The following is an 18,218-nucleotide window of genomic DNA, read 5'->3' as shown; positions in this document are numbered from 1 at the left end:
GCCCATCATGGTGCAACGAAGCCAATGATCACCCAGTGACCAGAACTGACTGCAGACACTGCAGACAGGGATCTAGCCGACGTCGTGCATCCAGCGCACCGGTGCGCCGTCCCCGGCGTATCGGAACACTTCCAACTCCTCGTCCCACGCCGTGCCGATCAGCGCCTGAATCTGCGACGCCAGGTCCGCACCACCGGATGCCCTCGACATCGCCGACCGCAGTTGCTCCTCGTTGACCACGACGTCACCGTGAGCACCCATTGACCCACGGAAGATTCCCAGGCTGGGCGTGCAGGCGTACCGCTCCCCTTCGGTGTGAACTCCTGGGTTCTGCGTGACCTCAAAGCGAAGCCCCGGAAAAGCCCGCAGTTCTGACGCGATCTGGCCAGCCATTCCGGCTGCAGCCGTGAATGCGGAGTCCGCGCGATGAGTCCCCGGCAAGACGGGCTGCGCGGACCAGTTGAGCCGAAAGCTCGTTCCGAGCAGATTGGCCAGTGCCCATTCGACGTGGGGCAGCAAGGATCGCGGGCAGGAGTGAATGAAGACCACACCACGCAAAGCGGGCACGTCAGAACCACTCCGCACCGAAACAGGGTGCATGACTGACACCTTTGACCTCCTTGCTCTCAGGTTCGCCTTCCCCAGCGTCCTGTGAGCCCTTGAAGTCCAGGCGTTTGTGGCAGCATACCCATGCGATCTCGATTCCCCAACCCTCTGGCCACTGGCGTGGCTCCCGGTTCGGATGGTTCGACGAGTGCCCGAGACGATCGGCCGATGCCAATGCGGCTCGATCGGTTCGGCTCGTTAGCCTGTCGGGATGATCTCAACCCCCGACGGGCCTCCGAACGAGGCGCCACACACGTGGAGCCGCTTTGTAGCGGTAGGTGATTCCTTCACCGAAGGCCTCGAGGATCCCGGAACCGACGGCCGCCACCGCGGTTGGGCCGACCGGCTCGCCGAGCAGCTCGGCGCTATCAACCCGGATTTCCACTACGCGAACCTTGCGATCCGAGGTCGAAGAGTTCCAGCGATCGTGAGCGAGCAAGTTCCGGCTGCTATCGCCCTCGAACCTGACTTGCTGAGCATCGCCGCTGGTGTCAACGACGCGATGCGCACGTCCTGGGACCTACCCGCTACTGCCGAGTTGATGGAGGACGCCGTTCGCGACGCGAAAGCACACGGTACCGATGTCCTACTCGTGTCATTCGGCAACCCAAGCCGGCGATCAGCCAGTCTGCGCACGATCACCAGACGGCTCGCTGAGTACCGAGAGATCCTGCTCGCCATAGCCCATGACCAGCAGTGCTACATGCTCGACTTCTGGCCGGAGACAGCTTTCGATGATCCGCGCTTCTGGGCCGAGGACCGACTCCATCTCAACGCTTCGGGACACGAGCGAGCCGCCGCGGCCGCGCTGGAGGTCCTCGGACTCGGCGATGGATCCTGGCGGGCACCGCTGGAACCCACCGACCCGCTCTCCCGAGCCCAGGCCCTGCGCGGCCATGCCCGATGGACAGGCAAACACCTTGCCCCCTGGATCGGTCGCCGGGTCACCGGCCGCAGCTCCGGCGACGACGTTGACCCCAAGCGCCCCACCTTCGAACCGATGTAGTCAAACGGATACCGGTCGAGGCACCAAGCGCTGGCGAGGCCAGCTACCCAAACGGGGTGGGATAGAGCGCGCGAGCAACCAACGGTGGCCGGAACTGCTCCCAGGTTCCTTCGCGTTGACCCAGCCGATCAGCCACAGCCCACAGCACCGCAGGGTCATGGCCATAGCCGAGGTGACTCGACCAGACGGAGATGTTCTCGTGGGTGTCGTCGGCTGGTTCGACGCAAGCGCGCCAATCGACGATGCCGTCGAGGCGTGAGTAGATCGACGTAGAGGGCACCGGCAGTGGCGGCAGCACGGACTCATGCTCGGGCATCTCGTGCGGCAACGCGTGGAAGCGAGTGAACCGAGAGTACAGGCGCACGGAGCGGGCTTGCCGCGGATGGTTCAGCGCATACGGGCTACCCATGGTGATCACTTGGCGAACAGCATCCGGGGTCTGCCGGGCGACCGCGCGGGCGAATACACCTCCTAGGCTCCAGCCCACGATCGACACAGGCTGGCCAAACTGGTCAGCCAACTGCTCGACGAGCGGTAGTAGACCCTTCAGCACTCTGCGCGTCGGACCAACGTTGACCCCAAAGCCCCACCCAGAGACGTTGTATCCGAGTCTCTTCAGGTAACGGCGCAAAGGGAGAGTGGAGATGTCGCCGGCGCCGAAGCCGGGCAGCGCCAACACTGGCTGACCGTGGGCCCTCGGCGCGGTGGACAACCACGGCCACGCCGCCGCCAGACAACCAAAGGTGGCAATCGACCGCGCATGGTCGGTCAAGAAGAAGGGCAACGGCGTGGTCAACCCGGGTACTGAATCGTCGGGGTCGTAGGGACTGCCCGGGTACCAAGCCTCCGCTGGTGATGACGCGGCATCCACCGACGACATCGTGGTGGCCACTCCGCCTAGCTGAACGACACCTGTGGCGGCGAGGCCTGGCCTTCCGGCGCCTGGTAGAAGTCGCGCTTGCTGACTTTGGCGAACCCGTTGAAGAACATCCATGGCATCGTCACGACCAGGGTATTCAGGCGGGAAACAGCGTCGTTGTAGTACTGCCGGGCGAACGCCAACTGGTTCTCAGTGTCGCTGAGCTGGCCCTGCAGTTGCAGGAAGTTCGTCGACGCCTTGAGGTCGGGGTAGTTCTCCGCTACCGCCATGACGTTGACCAGAGAACGATCCAACGCTGCCTCGGCGGTTGCCTTCTGTTCGACAGTGCCGCTGGCGGCCGCCTTACTGACCTGCGCCCGAGCCTCGGTCACGGCCTCGAATACGCCCTTCTCGTGGGAGGCGTAGCCCTTCACTGTCTCGACCAGGTTGGGCACCAAGTCAGCACGGCGAGTCAATTGCACGTCGATGCCGCCGAGCGCCTCCTGGGCCGAGATATCAGCTCTGCGAAGCTTGTTGAAGCCAACCACCGCAAAGATCGCTGCCAGCACGATCAACACGATGATGATGATCAGGACTATCGTCATTCGGACCACTCCCGTTCGCTCTGAAGTCGAAACCTATCGTTACGTGGACTCACCAGGACCCGCCGCCGCCACCGCCGCCGCCGCCGCCCATTCCGCCGCCGCCACCACTGGATGAGGACTGCGAGGCTTGGTAGGTGCTGATTGAAGCAGACAGCGTGGAGTCGAAGTCAGAACCGAAACTACCGCCCGCGTCGTACGGATTGCCCCATACCCCGTAGCCGTACGGGTACCAGAAGGGCAGCGGAGGTTCGCTGTTGGTGTACATCCGGTACTTCTCTGCCCACTTGTCCGCCACACCGAACGCAACGGCAAACGGGATGTAGCTGATGAACAGATCCTTGTTGGCGGCGAAATCGAACCGATCCTGCGACGACGGTGTCGACAGGAGCCGTTCGAATCCGACCGAGCGCGACCACAAGTCCCGGCCCGTGTCTGTTCGGCGGGTGCCCACGCCGGTGGCCAGCAGGCCGAACCCACCGATGGCGAATCCGGCGAAGGGCAAGCCAAGCATCGTTGGCCCGACAAAACCAATGAAGCCCACGATGGCGAGGACGAAAGCGGCGAACCAGAGTGCTTTGCCGAGCATTTCGATGCCACTGGTCTTGACGAATCCGCCGCTCTTGGCCCAGTTCTTCGTCGCGCTGCCGATTTCTGACTTTGCGCCAGCAAGAACCTCACCAGAGGCCTTGGTGCGGTCGGCCAGGAACCAATATCCCGGTGCCGTGACCCCCAGTTTGGTGGCGACGGCAATGGTGGTTCCGTCGATGCCGTTCCACATTTCCGGTGTGCCAGCGCCGGTTACCAGCCAGGACTTGTCGCCCCGCTGCTCCAACGTGACCAGGCGTTTGTCCGCCAAGTAGAACAACGTCGCGGCCAGGGCGTGCTTGCCAGTCTCTTCGCTGGCCATGTATACAACCTGAGGTGGGCCGAGGCCTTCCGGTGGCGCATACATGACAGGGAAACCCGGTTCGTCCTCCTTGGATTTGCGGGCCCAGAGGAAACCGACCACCAGGCCCACGCCAGTGAGTAGGACCACGATGATGACGACTGGCAGGTTGCGGCCGAGGATGGGATCCCACGCCACCGACCACGGCACGGTCGTGCGCGCGGGGGCCGGTGTGGGCAGGCCAGCCCGAACAGTCATGCCAGTGAATGGTGGGATCCCGGCGGCCGAGACATTCAGGGTCTGCGTGCCGGCACCGGTGACCTTGCAGGGTCCTGCGGCTGCGTTGGCGCCGGTGCCGGTGCCAGCGGAACACTGCACTTGCTCACTCGCGGCGGGCAGCGAAATCTGAACATCTGCCTGCTTGATGGTCATTTGCCATCCGTTGGCGATCACATTCCAGAAGAAGACCGATTGGGGCGGCGTTGCAGCGGTCCCCATGGTCGTGGCGAAGGTTTTGTCTTTGCCGGCGCTCGTCGGTGAGATGACTCCGGGGATCGAATAGGAAATGACGTAGGTGTGCGTGCCGGTATTGAGTAAGGCATCGGGATCGCCGATTTTGGCGACGTAGAACTGCTTACCCTTTTCCCAGCTCGTGCTGTATTGCGCAGCGGCGCCGTCCATGGTGATCGACTTGATCGTGGGGATGTAGCGGACGTGCGGATCAGAAGGATCTTGGACGTCGAAGTACCGGAAGATGCCATGGCGGGCAACGGGAAAGTTCACTGCGATGGTTTCGGTGGCGGTCATGTTGCCGTCGGCAGCAACCTGAATGTCGCCGGTGTATTTGCTGATGGTGGTCACTTCGGAGACAGTTCCGCTGGAACTGCTGCCGGTAACCAGCGGGTGCAGCAGACCGATCAGCGCCCCAACGACCAGCAGAACTAAGAAGAACACTCGCTTACCGGACATGACACTCCCATCGGCCAAGCAACCCAACACCCACTGGGCGTGATCAGTCTATTCCTCTTGCATTGCTTTGACTCACGAGCAATCGCAGCCGACCATCCCCTAAATGGGCCAAAGAGACCATGGTGTTCGAACATATGTTCGATAAACTTCCTTCATGGCACTCGCTACGGCTACCCCTCTACCGGCGAAAACCGCTGAATTGATCGATTCTGCGCGTCCGGTTAGCTACCGCCCTGGCGAACAACCGAACAGCTCAGCGGTTCTCGACGGCCACCTTCAACTCGTTCCGGAGTTGGGTGAGTTGTTGCCTGGTGGGGTCTTGAAACGGGGTGGTTGCGTCGGGGTCGCTGGCCGATCCGGTCGAACCTCACTACTCCTGCGACTACTTGCCGGGCCCATGGCGGCTGGAAGCTGGGCAGCAGTAATCGGAATTCCCGAGTTGAGTGCACTGGCAGCGGCAGAACTTGGTGTCACGCTAGATCATTTGGCGCTAGTCCCCGATCCAGGAACACCTTGGCTCGATGTCACCGCGGCGCTGCTGGACTGCCTGGACATCGTGGTGTTGAGCCCACCCAAGCGTTGTCGCCCAACCGATGCTCGGCGACTACTTGCTCGCGCTCGGCAGCGACAGAGTGTGTTGATCATCGTGGACGGCTGGACATCGACCGCCATGTCCCCAGGAACTTCACCGACCGCCTGCTGGCCGGAGTCCCCCGATCTCACCGTCGAGGCAACCGAGGTCGATTGGCAGGGTCTGCGGGTGGGGCACGGCTCCCTCCGCCATCGCTGCATCACCGTTGCGACTGCCGGTCGACGCCTCAACGGCCCACGGCGAGTGGGTCAACTACGGGCAGGTCGCTGATGGCGCGTTTCCTCGCCGCGTGGTTTCCCGACTGGTCAGTGACGGCTGCCGGGTATCGGCCCACCGAACCGGTCGCAGTTATCACCGGCGGACAGGTAGTGGCCTGTTCGGCAGCAGCGCGCCGAGAGGGCGTGCAGGTGGGACAACGTCGGCGAGAGGCGAAGCGGCACAGCCCCCTCGTCGTCATCCTCGATGACGAACCGCAACGAGACATCACCTCCTTTGAGCCTGTGGTCGCTGCCCTGACCCTCGCTGTCCCCCGACTTGAGGTGACCAGTCCCGGGCTGTGCACTATCGCGGCGGATGGGCCGGCACGCTACTACGGCGACGAATCGCAGTTGGCGCAACGACTGCAGCAATCAGTCAGTGAGGTGCTACCAGAAGGCACCGATCTGGTTCGGATTGGCCTTGCCGACAGTCGCTTCGCTGCTCAACTGGCCGCCAGCACTCAACCACCGGATCAGCCACCAACTCCGGTCCATGTAGTCCCGGCCGGTCAGACCAGCGATTTCTTGGCGCCCTTCCCGATCGCGACCCTTGGCATTGATGAACTCACCACCTTGTCGCGTCGGCTCGGTCTGCACACGCTAGGCCAATTCGCCGCGCTACCAGCAGCTGCGGTCCTGTCCCGGTTTGGCACAGCAGCGGCCGCCGCCCATCGCCTGGCGGCTGGGTTTACCGATCGACCATTGGCTATCCACGAGCAGGCCGAACCATTGCTGGTCAGCACGGAGTTAGACCCACCCGCACAACAAGTTGCGATGGCAGCTTTCGCCGCGCGGCCACTGGCAGAGGACCTCATCGCACTATTGACCCGCCGCGGTTTAGCCTGCACGCAGCTACGAATCGAGGTAGAGACCGAACACGCGGAAGTGTTGTCACGGTTGTGGCGAGCAACCACAGTGTTCGATGTCAGCACCATTGTGGAGCGTGTTCGCTGGCAACTAACGGGCTGGCTTGAGCCGGGTGGAAGCGATCCCGTTCCCACCGCTGGCATCGCCGTACTGCGGTTGGCGGCCGACGAGGTCGCCGACTGTGCCGACCTACAGATCAGCCTCTGGGGAGAACTGTCCGAGCGGGATCGTCGAGCTATCCGTGGGATTGATCGAGTGCGCGGCCTACTCGGCCCCGATGGCGTCATGACTGCGGTGACACGGGGTGGGCGCTCCCCCACCGAGCAGACGCAACTCGTCCCCTGGGGTGAACCGACTCCGACCGCCCCACCAACCATGCCGTGGCCGGGGGTGATTCCACCGCCTGCCCCCGCTCTGATCCATCCGGTGCCAGTTCCGGTGAAGGTCCACGGTGGCAACGGCCCAGTGGGGATCAGCAGTCGAGGCGATATCAGCGATACCCCCACGCGCATCCAGGTACCTGGCGGGCAGTGGCGAGCCATCACCGCCTGGGCCGGGCCCTGGCTCGCCGACGAACGTTGGTGGGACCCACCCACCCATCGTCGGCAGGCACGGTTTCAACTGCTGACCACCAACCGGGAGGCCACCGATCACAGTGCCCATCTCTGCATCGTGCGAAGCAACCAATGGTGGATCGAGGCCACTTATGACTAGGTCATCACGTCGGCGAACTACTGCGACGAAGCGCCGTCAGCGAGGAAGAATCAATGGCTGATAGCAGCGGGTATGCCGAGCTTCATGCCCATTCCTACTTCAGCTTCCTCGATGGCGTCAGCTCACCGGAAGACATGGTCGCCGAGGCGGTCCGACTCGACTTATCTGCCTTGAGTTTGGTCGACCATGACGGTTTCTATGGCGTCGTCAAATTTGCTGAGGCTGCTCGCAAAGTCGGCTTACCCACCGTGTTCGGCGCTGAACTCACCATCGGCGCCACCCAACGACCTAATGGTTTAGCCGACCCCGAGGGTGAACATTTACTCGTCTTGGCTCGTAATCCGGTCGGCTACGCACGCCTCAGTCGGGCGATCGCGACTGCCAATCTGGCCGGATCCAAGGGCAGGCCGGTTCTCAACTTATGGGACTTGGCCGATGCGCACGACGATCAATGGTTGGTGTCGACCGGTTGCCGGAAGGGAACTGTGCCGAACCGACTTGCACGGCAAGGTTCGGCCAGCGGCGGTCGAGCACTGGACGAGCTCATTGAGGTGTTCGGCCGCGACAACCTCATGGTGGAACTGTGGAATCACCACGACCCGACCGACGATGACCGCAACGACGAACTCACTCGCCTCGCGCAACAGCGGAATCTGCCGACCGTTGCGACCACCAATGCCCACTACGCGAGCCCAGGGCAACACCCGCTTGCGACCGCGACCGCAGCAATCCGGGCTCGCCGAGACCTTGGCGCGATGGATGGCTGGTTGCCCGCTTCACCGGCTGGATACTTGCGCTCGGCGGCCGAACAGCGGCGTCGATTCGCTGCCTACCCCGGTGCCGTGGATCGCGCCCACGCGCTTGGTCAGGAACTCGCTTTCGATCTGCGACTAGTGGCTCCCCGCCTACCCGACTTTCCCGTCACCGACGGTCACAACGAGGCGAGCTATCTGCGGGAACTGACCGAGGTCGGCGCTACCGCTCTCTACGGTCCTCGCGATCACGAACGGGTACCCGGCGCGTGGAAGCAGATCGACTACGAATTAGCGATCATCGAAGATCTCGATTTTCCCGGCTACTTCCTTATCGTCTGGGACATTGTGCAGTTCTGTCGACGGTCCGACATTCTGTGTCAGGGCAGAGGATCGGCCGCCAACTCGGCGGTTTGCTACTCGCTGGGAATCACCAACTGCGACCCGGTGGCACTCGGCCTGCTGTTTGAACGGTTCCTCTCCCCCGCTCGCGATGGCCCGCCGGACATCGACATCGATATCGAGAGTGGGCGTCGGGAAGAAGTCATTCAATACGTCTACGAACGACACGGTCGCCATCACGCCGCGCAGGTTGCCAACGTCAATACCTACCGGCCTCGCTCGGCGGTTCGCGATGCCGCCCGGGCACTCGGGTACGAACAGGGCAGCGCCGACTCCTGGACCTCCAGCATGGAGTACCACGGTCGTTCCCACTCGAGCCTGACTCCCGAGTCCACGATTCCACCGGAAGTGGTCACGTTGGCCGGTCAGCTACTCGACTTCCCCCGACACCTGAGCGTGCATTCGGGGGGCATGGTCATCTGTGATCGCCCCGTGATCGAGGTGTGTCCGGTTGAGTGGGCGACCGCACCGGGGCGAACCGTGCTGCAGTGGGACAAGGAGGACTGTGCCGCCGTTGGCCTGGTCAAATTTGACCTACTTGGCCTCGGGATGTTGGAGGCGCTGCACCGGACCATGGACTTGGTAAAGGACTTCCACGGCGTCAGCGTCGATCTGGCGACCATGCCGCAGGAGGACGCGGTTTACCAACGGCTCTGCGCGGCAGACACGGTCGGGGTTTTCCAGATCGAGTCCCGAGCGCAGATGGCGACTCTTCCCCGCCTCAAGCCTCGCAACTTCTACGACCTAGTCGTCGAGGTGGCGCTAATCCGGCCAGGACCTATCCAGGGCGGCTCCGTCCACCCATATCTGCGGCGACGCAACGGCCAGGAACCGATCACCTACCTGCATCCCCTCCTGGAACCTTCGCTTCGCAAGACCCTGGGCGTGCCAATCTTCCAGGAGCAGCTGATGCAGATGGCGATCGATGTCGCCGGTTTCAGCCCAGCCGACGCCGACCAGTTGCGCCAGGCAATGGGTTCCAAACGGTCCGCCCAGCGGATGGAGGCACTGCGGGAACGCCTCTATGCCGGCATGGCCGAGCGAGGGCTCACCGGCTCAGTCGCTGATCAGGTCTTTCATTCATTGGCCGCATTCGCCAGCTTCGGGTTCCCAGAATCACACGCCGCCTCGTTTGCCTACCTGGTCTACGCCAGTTCGTGGCTCAAATTGCACTATCCGGCAGCCTTCCTGGCCAGTTTGCTCAATTCCCAGCCGATGGGCTTCTGGTCACCTGCCACGTTGATATCTGATGCTCGTCGGCACGGTGTCACCGTGGCTCGGCCGGACGTGAACTTCAGTCACGCCGAGGCAACGCTTGCCCGTGATCCTGTTGCCTCCGTCGTGCGGCTAGGACTCACCAGCATCAAGGGGATTGGGGCCGAGGTCGCAGCGCGGATAGCCGCTGAATCCCCTTTCCGCAGTTTGGATGATCTGGCTGTCCGCACCGGATTGAGTCGTTCCCAACTTGAGGTGTTGGCAACGGCTGGGGCCACCGCCAGCCTCGACAACAACGACCGTCGGGCCAGCCTCTGGAGCGCTGGCGCTGTCAGTAGCCACACCGCAGGCCAGTTCGCCGACATGGCCATCGGGGATCAAGCGCCCACGCTGCCGACGATGTCGGCCGATGACCTACTCATCGCCGATCTGGAAACCACCGGAGTCACAGTGGACTCCTCCCCGATGGAGTTGCTGCGCCAGCGGCTCGTCGGCTACCCCGTTGTGCCGGCAGCCGAACTGGTCGGCCGTCGGCATGGTTCCCGGGTAACCGTGGCCGGAATCGTGACTCACCGGCAGCGACCCGAGACGGCGGCGGGCGTGACGTTCATCAATCTGGAGGACCAAACCGGTCTGATCAACGTGGTGTGTTCCCAACACCTCTGGACCAAGCAGCGCAGCATTGCGCGCACGTCCGTGGCCATGCTCGTCCGCGGCACCGTGGAGAGCGCTGACGGCGCCATCAACATCGTCGCCCGCGAGCTTGAGGATCTGCAGATCACCGCCGCGCCCGCGTCTCGGGACTTCCATTGAACGCGCCAACGCCCACCGTCGGACTCCGCACCTATATCCGCCTTGAGTCGGCCCTGTCAATACCCAGCCGACGGCACGCAGGGTTCTACGCTCGTCGAGACGACAAGCACAACGGCCGGGAAGTCCTATGACACAAACGATGCCGCGGATCAGCGCGCCTAGCGCTCCCCCGTCCTCGTGGCCTGCCCCCAAACACATTCCCGCCCTCGACGGCATCCGCGCGATCGCTGTCCTCGGGGTGCTCGTCTTCCACGGATCGGCCACCTGGCTACCCGGCGGATTCCTCGGCGTCGATGTCTTCTTCGTCCTCTCCGGCTTCCTCATCACCTCCATCTTGCTGACGGAGATGCGCCAGTACGGGCGGATCAAGTTCGGCCAGTTCTATCTGCGTCGGGCACGGCGGCTGCTTCCAGCGCTCTTCCTCGTCCTGGCATTCACGGCAGTACTTGTCCTGTTGTTCGCCCACGACGCAGCAGAACGCTTCCGCACAGACGTACTTCCCGCCCTCACCTACGTGACCAACTGGGCGAATATCTTCGGCGGCCAGTCGTATTTCGAGGCCACCGGCCGACCACCCATGCTGCTGCATCTGTGGTCGTTGGCGATCGAAGAGCAGTTCTACGTCATCTGGCCGGCAGTACTGTTCTTCGCCTATCGCTGGCGCGGTCGTGGCGGTGTGCGGCGCGTGGCCATCATCGGCGCGATCGTTTCCACCCTGCTCATGACGGTGCTCAGTTTCGTGATGAACATGCCTGGCGAGGCCGACCCGAGCCGGCTGTACTTCGGTACCGATACACACGCCATGGGAATCCTGGCCGGCGCCGCACTTGCCACGGTGTGGCGACCGTCAGCGTTACCCCGCCGACTTGCGCTCGCGCCGACGGCGATCCTCACCGCAATTGGCGCTGGCGCCCTCGCGGCAATCATCTGGTCCTACGCCAATGTCGCCGAGGGGTCGACACTGCTGTTCCGAGGTGGATTCCTCATCTTCTCAGTCGCCTGTGCGGTTCTGATCGCGGTAGCCAGCCACCCCGCCGTCTCGGCGTCGCAGATCCTGGGTATGCAGCCACTGCGATACCTGGGCGAGCGATCCTACGGCCTCTACCTTTGGCATTGGCCGATCTTCATGGTGCTGCGCCCTGGCATTGATATCGGCTGGACCGGCCTGGCCGCGTTCATCCTGCAGATGTCGCTGACATTGCTGCTGGCGGAGCTTTCCTACCGCTACGTCGAAATGCCAGTCCGCGACGGTGCGCTCGGTCGCATCTGGCAGCAATGGCGCAGCGAAGGGATTCCCTTCGCGATCGGTCGAGTGGCGATCGTCGCTGCGGCCAGCTTCACCCTGATCGCCGGCCTGACAATGGGCGTGCGCTCGATCACCCCCGTTGACGCCAACACCTACCTCGGCGGAGCCACCGCCGTCGGTGACGAGGTCCTCACGCCGCAGCAACCGTCAACGGAGAGCGGCACGGCCGATGGATCACAGTCGACAAATGCAACTGATAGCAACGTGGCCGACCCATCCCAAGTCGTTGGTCCAGGCGCTGACCTGAACACTCTGAAGGTCACCGCAGTCGGTGACTCAGTGATGCTCGGGGCTCGGGTTGCAGTCGAGCGCGATCTTCCCAAGGCCACGCTTGACGCGGCTGTGAGTCGGCAGGCCACCGAGATGTACCAGCGCATTCGCCAACGCAAGGCCGCCGGCAAGCTCGCATCGGTCGTCGTGATACACGCCGGGACTAACGGTCCGGCCTACAAGCAGGACCTGTTCCCCCTTCTTCGTGACCTTTCCGACCGCCAGCGGGTGGTGCTGGTCTCGACCCACATGCCGAACAAGTGGATGGCCGACTCGAATAACTCGATCCAGGCGGCCGCTGCGCAGTTCCCCAACGTGCGGGTTGCCGACTGGGCCGCAGCGTCAGCAGGCCATCGGGAGTACTTCGTCTTCGATGGCACTCACCTGACGATGGCGGGGGGACGGGCCTACGCAGCCACGATCGGTGACGCCATTACGGCTCCGTGACTGCCGGAACCAACTGCCGCCGCCACCCCACCGGCAGAGCGTGAGCAAGCCAGCCATCAGTCGCGATCGATCCGGACGACGACGTCGGGGGACAGACCGGAGTCGGAGCTCGCACGGCACCTTGCCATAGTGGCTCAATGGCGCACTTTCGGACGACCGTTGAATCAGCAGCAAGTCCCTCGGCGGCTCATGCCCTCGTGGCCGATTTCAGCAATATCGCCGATTGGGACCCCGGCGTAGTCTCAGCTGAGCGCCTCGACTCCGGCCAGCTGGGCGTCGGTTCTCGATTCCGGGTGGTCACCGCATTCGGGCCTCGTCGCATCCCGCTTGAGTATGAGGTACTTGAGTGGGATTTTGATCATCGAGCGGTGTTGGAAGCCCGCACCCGAGACTTCCGTTCCTACGACGTGATTAGCACGGCACCGACCCCGCTGGGATCGGCGGTCACGTATGACGCTCTGCTCGAACTGAACGGTCTTCGCAAGGTTCTCGACCCGGCGCTCAACGTGACGTTCCAGCTCGTCGGCCGACGAGCAGAGGCGGGCATGCGCAGGGCATTGCGCGCCGCCGCAGCGCGATGATCGGCCTACCGTCGACTGGTTCAGTTGGCTCGGTCGGCGCAAATCTGCTCGACAAGGCTCTCGAGGTGACGGTCGCCGGGAGCTTCACGAGCGTGGGATTCGCTGCTCGGAGTAAGACCCAGCACTGGGGCCCACTGACAGACATGACCGGAGTCCGCGTGGTCATCACTGGCCCGACCTCCGGACTCGGTCGCGCAACAGCTGAGCGCTTGGCGTCGCTGAACGCAGACTTGGTGCTCGTGGGACGCAGTGCCGATCGGACTGAAGCGACCGCCCATGACCTTGCTCGGCGCGGTGATGGACACGTCCAGGTGGTCATCGCAGACATGTCCGAACTCGGTGAAGTGGCAACCGCATCAGCAGCCGTTCGAAAAGCAGGGCCAGTTGATGTCTTGATCCATAACGCGGGAGCCCTGCTGGCTGACTACACAACCACCTCTGACGGCTTCGAGGTGACGTACGCGTGCCACGTCCTCGGTCCGTTCCGGATGACCCACGACTTGTTGCCCTCGTTTCGGCAATCGGGTCGCTCTCGGGTGCTGACGATGACCTCCGGCGGCATGTACTCAGAACGGCTCGACGCTCAGAAGGTACAGATGGCCGCTGACGACTACGACGGAGTCGTTGCCTATGCCCGAGCAAAGCGAGCACAGGTGGTGCTCACCGAGCAATGGGCCCGAAGGTATCCGGGGGTTGCCGTCTTCCACGCTGTGCACCCGGGTTGGGCGGACACCCCCGGCGTGGCCTCGTCACTTCCCCGCTTCCACTCCATCGTTGGTCCGCTGCTGCGAACCCCCGAACAGGGTTCGGACACGATCTGCTGGCTGACCAACGCTGCGGAGGCCGAGGCGATCAACGGAAAACTCTGGCTTGACCGAAGGGTCCGCCAGACCAGCAAGGTCCCGTGGACAATCACAGGTCAGGCCCAAGCGGAGGCACTGTGGGATCGCGTGAGCCGCGACACCGGTACCGGGACTCCCACTAGCTGACTATCGATCGGCAGTTTGACGACTGTTTGGCGGCGGCTAGAAGCCATCTCGACTGCGGCTTCGGCGCAGTACGGATCCGATACCCAAGGTGACAAGGGCGATAGCCACAAACACCGCTCCGGCAGAGGCAAAGAAAACGAGCACGAGCACGACGAGCCCGACAATCCCGGCTAGCACCGCGAGCAGAATCTGCCAGGTACTCCAACTGGTGTCCGGCAGCGCGTAGGGATCGGGGACAGAGTTGCCGCTTGCAAACGGGCTTTGGCTAGAGCGAGGGGCCCAGGAGCTCCCGCTGAACCCGGGGGCGCGAGCACTACCAGGGCCGTTTGCCCGGTGACCAGGTGGAGCAGAACCGGGTGCACCCTGCCTCGGCGAGGCCGCAGTCGCGGCAAACACGCGGTCATACCTGTTGCGTTCGAGCGGGTTGGAGAGCACCTGGTAGGCGATCTCGATGCGCTGGAAGTCAGGGATCGAACCGCCGAGGTCGGGGTGGCTGCGTTTCGCGGCAGTTCGCCAGGCGAGGGCAATCTCTTCTGCGGTGGCCGTCGGCACTACGCCGAGAATCGCGTACAGGTCACCGTCGACCTGATCCCACAATTCCCTACGGCTCACTGTCTGCCTCACTCTCCGTCGTGTGCGCTCATTATTGGCCAACGAGACTGCTGAGGGAACCATTCCCCGCCCATTTGCCCGGCGCGGTCTGCTTGCGGCTATCGGCGGCGCAGCCAGCGAGGACCTTCGGTCTGACATCGACGCTGCTGGCGCCTGAGTTAGCCTGAATTCATGGCTATCGTGAAGATCAACGCAATCGAGGTGCCCGCGGGCGCCGGTTCCGAACTTGAAGCCCGATTCGCAGCTCGCCTGGGCAGTGTGGAGAACTCCCCCGGATTCATTCGATTCGAGTTGCTGCGCCCGACGGCCGGCGAGGACCGCTACTTCGTCTATACCCAGTGGGAATCTGAGGATGCCTATCAGGCCTGGGCCGGCGGCCCAGCGCGGGAGGCTCACGCAAGCAATAAGCAACGACCGGTCGCAACCGGGGCCAGCCTGCTGGAATTCGACCTAGTCAGTTCTGCCGGAAAGCCATGACCCAGGAAGTCGTGCCAGCGGCGAACTGACGAACCAAGAGAGCGAACTGCTCGTGCCTAGAGACTCTCGACGCGCTTCTTCAAACCATCAAGGGCGACCTTGACCATTTGCTTGGCGGCCTTTCGCTTGACGAAGCCCGGTAGCGGCATATTGATGCCGACCTCCAGGTCATATGTCACGGTCACACTGCCATCGCCGTTGTCCGCGAGCGTGTACGTGCCTTGTTCTTGGTTGATGACCTTGCCTTCGGTCAATTCCCAGTCCACGGAATCAGTGCCGTGCCAGTCGTAGAGCAGGACGAATTCGTCTTTGATCGGTCCAGACGAGAAGAACAGTCGAGCCAGCTTGGGTCGGCCGTCTTCGAATGTTGCCTCAACCTCAATCTTCTCCACACCGTCGGCCCATTCCGGGTAGACGACGAGATCCGCGATGACATCCATCACCTTCTGCGGACTGGCAGTGATGACGATCTCGCCGTTGGTCTTGTCGGCCATGTGCTCGGTTCCCTTCGACTGTTCAATTCATGCCCACGGCAGCGTAACGAGTCGAACCTGCAGTTGCCCAATCCGACAACGCGGCTAGAGACGTTCACAGCTGCCTCACTTGCTCGGTGTTGCGCCTGCCGCTGGTTTCCACTTCCAAATCTTGACGTTGTCGACCTCCATATTCGGGGGCTGGGGATCACTGGCTTTCGCCGGGACAACGCCCTCAGTCTGGATTGCCAGCCACATGTTCTCGGCCGGTACATTCGGCCCGTTGACCGTGGCCCAGACTCGGCCATCGATGGTGTACTGCAGCGACCCCGGCCGCCACATCACTCCAACGTCGTGCCAATCGTTCATATCGATGCCGGTGAGGCGATTCACGGTCTGCAACTTGCTGCCGGTCTTCTGGTCCGCCGGGGTGCCCCAGTGCATGTAAGCACTGAAGCCATCGGTGACCTTGCTCTTCCCGCCACCCTCGGCAAAGTCGATCTCCGGCGGCCAGGTGCCCTCAGGCCAGAGCTGGACCACGAATTTGACGGATGGCGAATTCGGCATCCGCATCCGTACTTCCCACCGGCCGAACATCTGCACCGTCCGGTTTCCGGCTCCGCCGGTGACCCAGTTTGAACCCTCTCGAGTGGTCTTGAGGGTCATCTGTCCGCCACCGATCGAGACGTTCGCGGGCTTCCACAAACCCCACTGGTTGCCGCCGGGTTGGCCCGAGTACGCACCCCACTGCCCGCCGCTCGGTCCTATGACTTCCGGCCCGTCAAAAGAGTCCTCAAAGACCTGATCCCATTCCCCCGCCGGAACTGGGACGCTGGCCACTCGGGGACTGACTGCAATCCACGTGACGATGGCGCCGAGGATCGCAGCAATCGCCACGGCCAGCGGCCATCCCCATTTGTGCACCTGACCATCTTGCCTTTCCCGACCGGATGGATGGGACGCAGCCGTGCCAAATGGTGGGGTCGGTTTTGAGTCTGACCACCGCAGGTCGCAGAATCGGGCCATGACTGCTCGAATTTCGCACTGGATCAACGGCTCTGTCTGGGCCGGCACCGCCGATCGCCACGGGGAAGTGTTCGACCCGGCAACCGGTGAGGTCAGCGCCACCGTCGACTTTGCCACGGTTGACGTCGTTGATCAGGCGGTGGCCGCAGCGTCTGCAGCAGCGCAGGATTGGGGCAACACCTCGCTGACCAAGCGCACACAGGTGATGTTTGCATTCCGGGAATTGCTCAACGAGCGCAAGGAAGAGGTCGCCGCGCTCATCACAGCAGAGCACGGCAAGGTCCTCTCCGACGCGCTCGGCGAAGTCACTCGTGGACTTGAGGTCGTCGAGTTCGCTTGCGGGATTCCGCACCTGCTCAAGGGTGGGTACAGCGAGGGAGTCTCCTCGGGAGTGGACGTCTACTCAATGCGCCAGCCACTCGGAGTGGTCGGCATAATCTCGCCATTCAACTTCCCGGCGATGGTTCCCATGTGGTTCTTCCCAATCGCGATTGCCGCTGGCAACGCGGTCATCCTCAAGCCCAGCGAGAAGGACCCTTCCCCGGCGAACTTCCTAGCCCAGTTGTGGACCGAGGCGGGATTGCCTGACGGTGTGTTCAACGTCGTTCATGGCGACAAGGAAGCCGTCGATCGGATTTTGGAGCATGAGGACATCAAGTCCGTGTCCTTCGTCGGTTCAACCGCGATCGCCAAGTATGTCTATGAGACGGGAACCGCGGCGGGTAAGCGCATCCAAGCACTTGGCGGCGCGAAGAACCACATGGTCGTGCTGCCCGACGCCGACCTCGATCTGGCCGCCGACGCAGCAGTGAACGCTGGCTTCGGGTCAGCGGGCGAACGCTGCATGGCGATCTCGGTACTCGTGGCCGTGGGTGACGTAGCGGACGAGTTGGTCAGACGGATCTGCGACCGGATGGCGACCCTGCGAACCGGCGACGGCCGACGTGACTCCGACATGGGCCCGTTGGTTTCTGCGGTTCATCGAGACAAGGTTGCTGGATACGTCGATGCGGGCGTCGCCGCAGGGGCGACGCTGGTGGTCGATGGCCGCGAGGTTGCACCCGATGGTGCCGCCGGTGGTTTCTGGCTCGGACCCACGCTTTTCGACCACGTCACCACCGACATGTCGATCTACCACGATGAAATCTTCGGACCGGTGTTATCGGTCGTCCGCGTCGACACGTACGAGGATGCACTGAAACTGGTCAATGATCATCCATATGGCAACGGCACCGCGATCTTCACCAACGATGGTGGGGCCGCCCGCAGGTACCAGAACGAGGTCCAAGTCGGAATGATCGGCATCAATGTGCCCATCCCCGTCCCGATGGCGTACTTCTCCTTCGGTGGGTGGAAGTCGTCACTGTTTGGCGACACCCACGCCCACGGAACCGAGGGAGTTCACTTCTTCACCCGCGGCAAGGTCGTGACGTCGCGTTGGCTCGACCCGAGTCACGGCGGAATCAATCTTGGCTTCCCGACAAACGGGTAGCG

The 18,218-nt window shown here is 63.0% G+C and carries 16 protein-coding genes; 9 read left to right on the top strand and 7 right to left on the bottom strand.

Annotated elements, in window-relative coordinates; all coding sequences use genetic code 11:
* Positions 1–72 precede the first annotated feature (72 nt).
* Complete coding sequence (locus KAZ48_00335) at positions 73–600, bottom strand: DUF3145 domain-containing protein (protein ID MBP7971216.1); 528 nt, start codon at positions 598–600, stop codon at positions 73–75.
* Between the two features lie 217 nt (positions 601–817).
* On the opposite strand from KAZ48_00335, the gene KAZ48_00330 reads away from it, so the two are divergent.
* On the top strand, positions 818–1,612 hold the full coding sequence (locus KAZ48_00330) for an SGNH/GDSL hydrolase family protein (GenBank protein MBP7971215.1): 795 nt from the start codon (positions 818–820) through the stop codon (positions 1,610–1,612).
* A gap of 43 nt (positions 1,613–1,655) precedes the next feature.
* Here KAZ48_00330 and KAZ48_00325 read toward each other — a convergent pair whose 3' ends face one another.
* Genes KAZ48_00325 through KAZ48_00315 form a run of 3 tightly spaced genes read right to left on the bottom strand, consistent with a single transcriptional unit; the run spans position 1,656 to position 4,931 of the window.
* Positions 1,656–2,504, bottom strand: a complete 849-nt coding sequence (locus tag KAZ48_00325) for a hypothetical protein (protein ID MBP7971214.1) — start codon at positions 2,502–2,504, stop codon at positions 1,656–1,658.
* 5 nt (positions 2,505–2,509) lie between these two features.
* Entirely contained in the window at positions 2,510–3,076 is a 567-nt protein-coding gene (locus KAZ48_00320) for a LemA family protein (protein MBP7971213.1), read from the bottom strand.
* 49 nt (positions 3,077–3,125) lie between these two features.
* Complete coding sequence (locus tag KAZ48_00315) at positions 3,126–4,931, bottom strand: DUF2207 domain-containing protein (GenBank protein MBP7971212.1); 1,806 nt, start codon at positions 4,929–4,931, stop codon at positions 3,126–3,128.
* Positions 4,932–5,085: 154 nt separating this feature from the next.
* Here KAZ48_00315 and KAZ48_00310 point away from each other — a divergent pair, with 154 nt between their 5' ends.
* From KAZ48_00310 to KAZ48_00285, 6 genes are all read left to right on the top strand, one after another.
* Entirely contained in the window at positions 5,086–5,793 is a 708-nt protein-coding gene (locus KAZ48_00310; protein MBP7971211.1) for a hypothetical protein, read from the top strand.
* Positions 5,793–7,361, top strand: coding sequence for a DNA polymerase Y family protein (locus KAZ48_00305; GenBank protein MBP7971210.1), 1,569 nt, complete (start codon positions 5,793–5,795; stop codon positions 7,359–7,361). Before KAZ48_00310 ends, KAZ48_00305 begins: the two co-directional genes overlap by 1 nt.
* A gap of 53 nt (positions 7,362–7,414) precedes the next feature.
* On the top strand, positions 7,415–10,543 hold the full coding sequence (locus KAZ48_00300) for an error-prone DNA polymerase (protein MBP7971209.1): 3,129 nt from the start codon (positions 7,415–7,417) through the stop codon (positions 10,541–10,543).
* A 127-nt stretch (positions 10,544–10,670) separates the two neighbouring features.
* Positions 10,671–12,566, top strand: a complete 1,896-nt coding sequence (locus KAZ48_00295; GenBank protein ID MBP7971208.1) for an acetyltransferase — start codon at positions 10,671–10,673, stop codon at positions 12,564–12,566.
* Positions 12,567–12,703: 137 nt separating this feature from the next.
* The gene (locus tag KAZ48_00290) at positions 12,704–13,147 is read left to right on the top strand and encodes an SRPBCC family protein (protein MBP7971207.1); all 444 of its coding nucleotides are present in this window, start codon (positions 12,704–12,706) and stop codon (positions 13,145–13,147) included.
* A gap of 65 nt (positions 13,148–13,212) precedes the next feature.
* Positions 13,213–14,136 (top strand): SDR family NAD(P)-dependent oxidoreductase, encoded by a 924-nt coding sequence (locus tag KAZ48_00285; GenBank protein MBP7971206.1) that lies wholly within the window; start codon positions 13,213–13,215, stop codon positions 14,134–14,136.
* A 36-nt stretch (positions 14,137–14,172) separates the two neighbouring features.
* On the opposite strand, the gene KAZ48_00280 is transcribed toward KAZ48_00285, so the two are convergent.
* Positions 14,173–14,748, bottom strand: a complete 576-nt coding sequence (locus tag KAZ48_00280) for a J domain-containing protein (protein MBP7971205.1) — start codon at positions 14,746–14,748, stop codon at positions 14,173–14,175.
* Between the two features lie 171 nt (positions 14,749–14,919).
* Here KAZ48_00280 and KAZ48_00275 point away from each other — a divergent pair, with 171 nt between their 5' ends.
* A complete protein-coding gene (locus KAZ48_00275) occupies positions 14,920–15,225 on the top strand; it encodes an antibiotic biosynthesis monooxygenase (protein ID MBP7971204.1) in 306 nt (101 codons plus the stop codon).
* A 56-nt stretch (positions 15,226–15,281) separates the two neighbouring features.
* Here KAZ48_00275 and KAZ48_00270 read toward each other — a convergent pair whose 3' ends face one another.
* The gene (locus KAZ48_00270; protein MBP7971203.1) at positions 15,282–15,719 is read right to left on the bottom strand and encodes an SRPBCC family protein; all 438 of its coding nucleotides are present in this window, start codon (positions 15,717–15,719) and stop codon (positions 15,282–15,284) included.
* A gap of 105 nt (positions 15,720–15,824) precedes the next feature.
* Complete coding sequence (locus tag KAZ48_00265) at positions 15,825–16,622, bottom strand: glycoside hydrolase family 16 protein (protein ID MBP7971202.1); 798 nt, start codon at positions 16,620–16,622, stop codon at positions 15,825–15,827.
* A gap of 100 nt (positions 16,623–16,722) precedes the next feature.
* Between KAZ48_00265 and KAZ48_00260 the strand changes: the two genes are divergently transcribed.
* Positions 16,723–18,216 (top strand): CoA-acylating methylmalonate-semialdehyde dehydrogenase, encoded by a 1,494-nt coding sequence (locus tag KAZ48_00260; protein MBP7971201.1) that lies wholly within the window; start codon positions 16,723–16,725, stop codon positions 18,214–18,216.
* Positions 18,217–18,218: the final 2 nt, after the last annotated feature.

Source organism: Candidatus Nanopelagicales bacterium (assembly GCA_018003655.1).
In the GTDB taxonomy this organism is placed as follows: Bacteria; Actinomycetota; Actinomycetes; order S36-B12; family UBA10799; genus JAGNDY01.
This window is presented reverse-complemented; position numbering and strand designations above follow the sequence as displayed.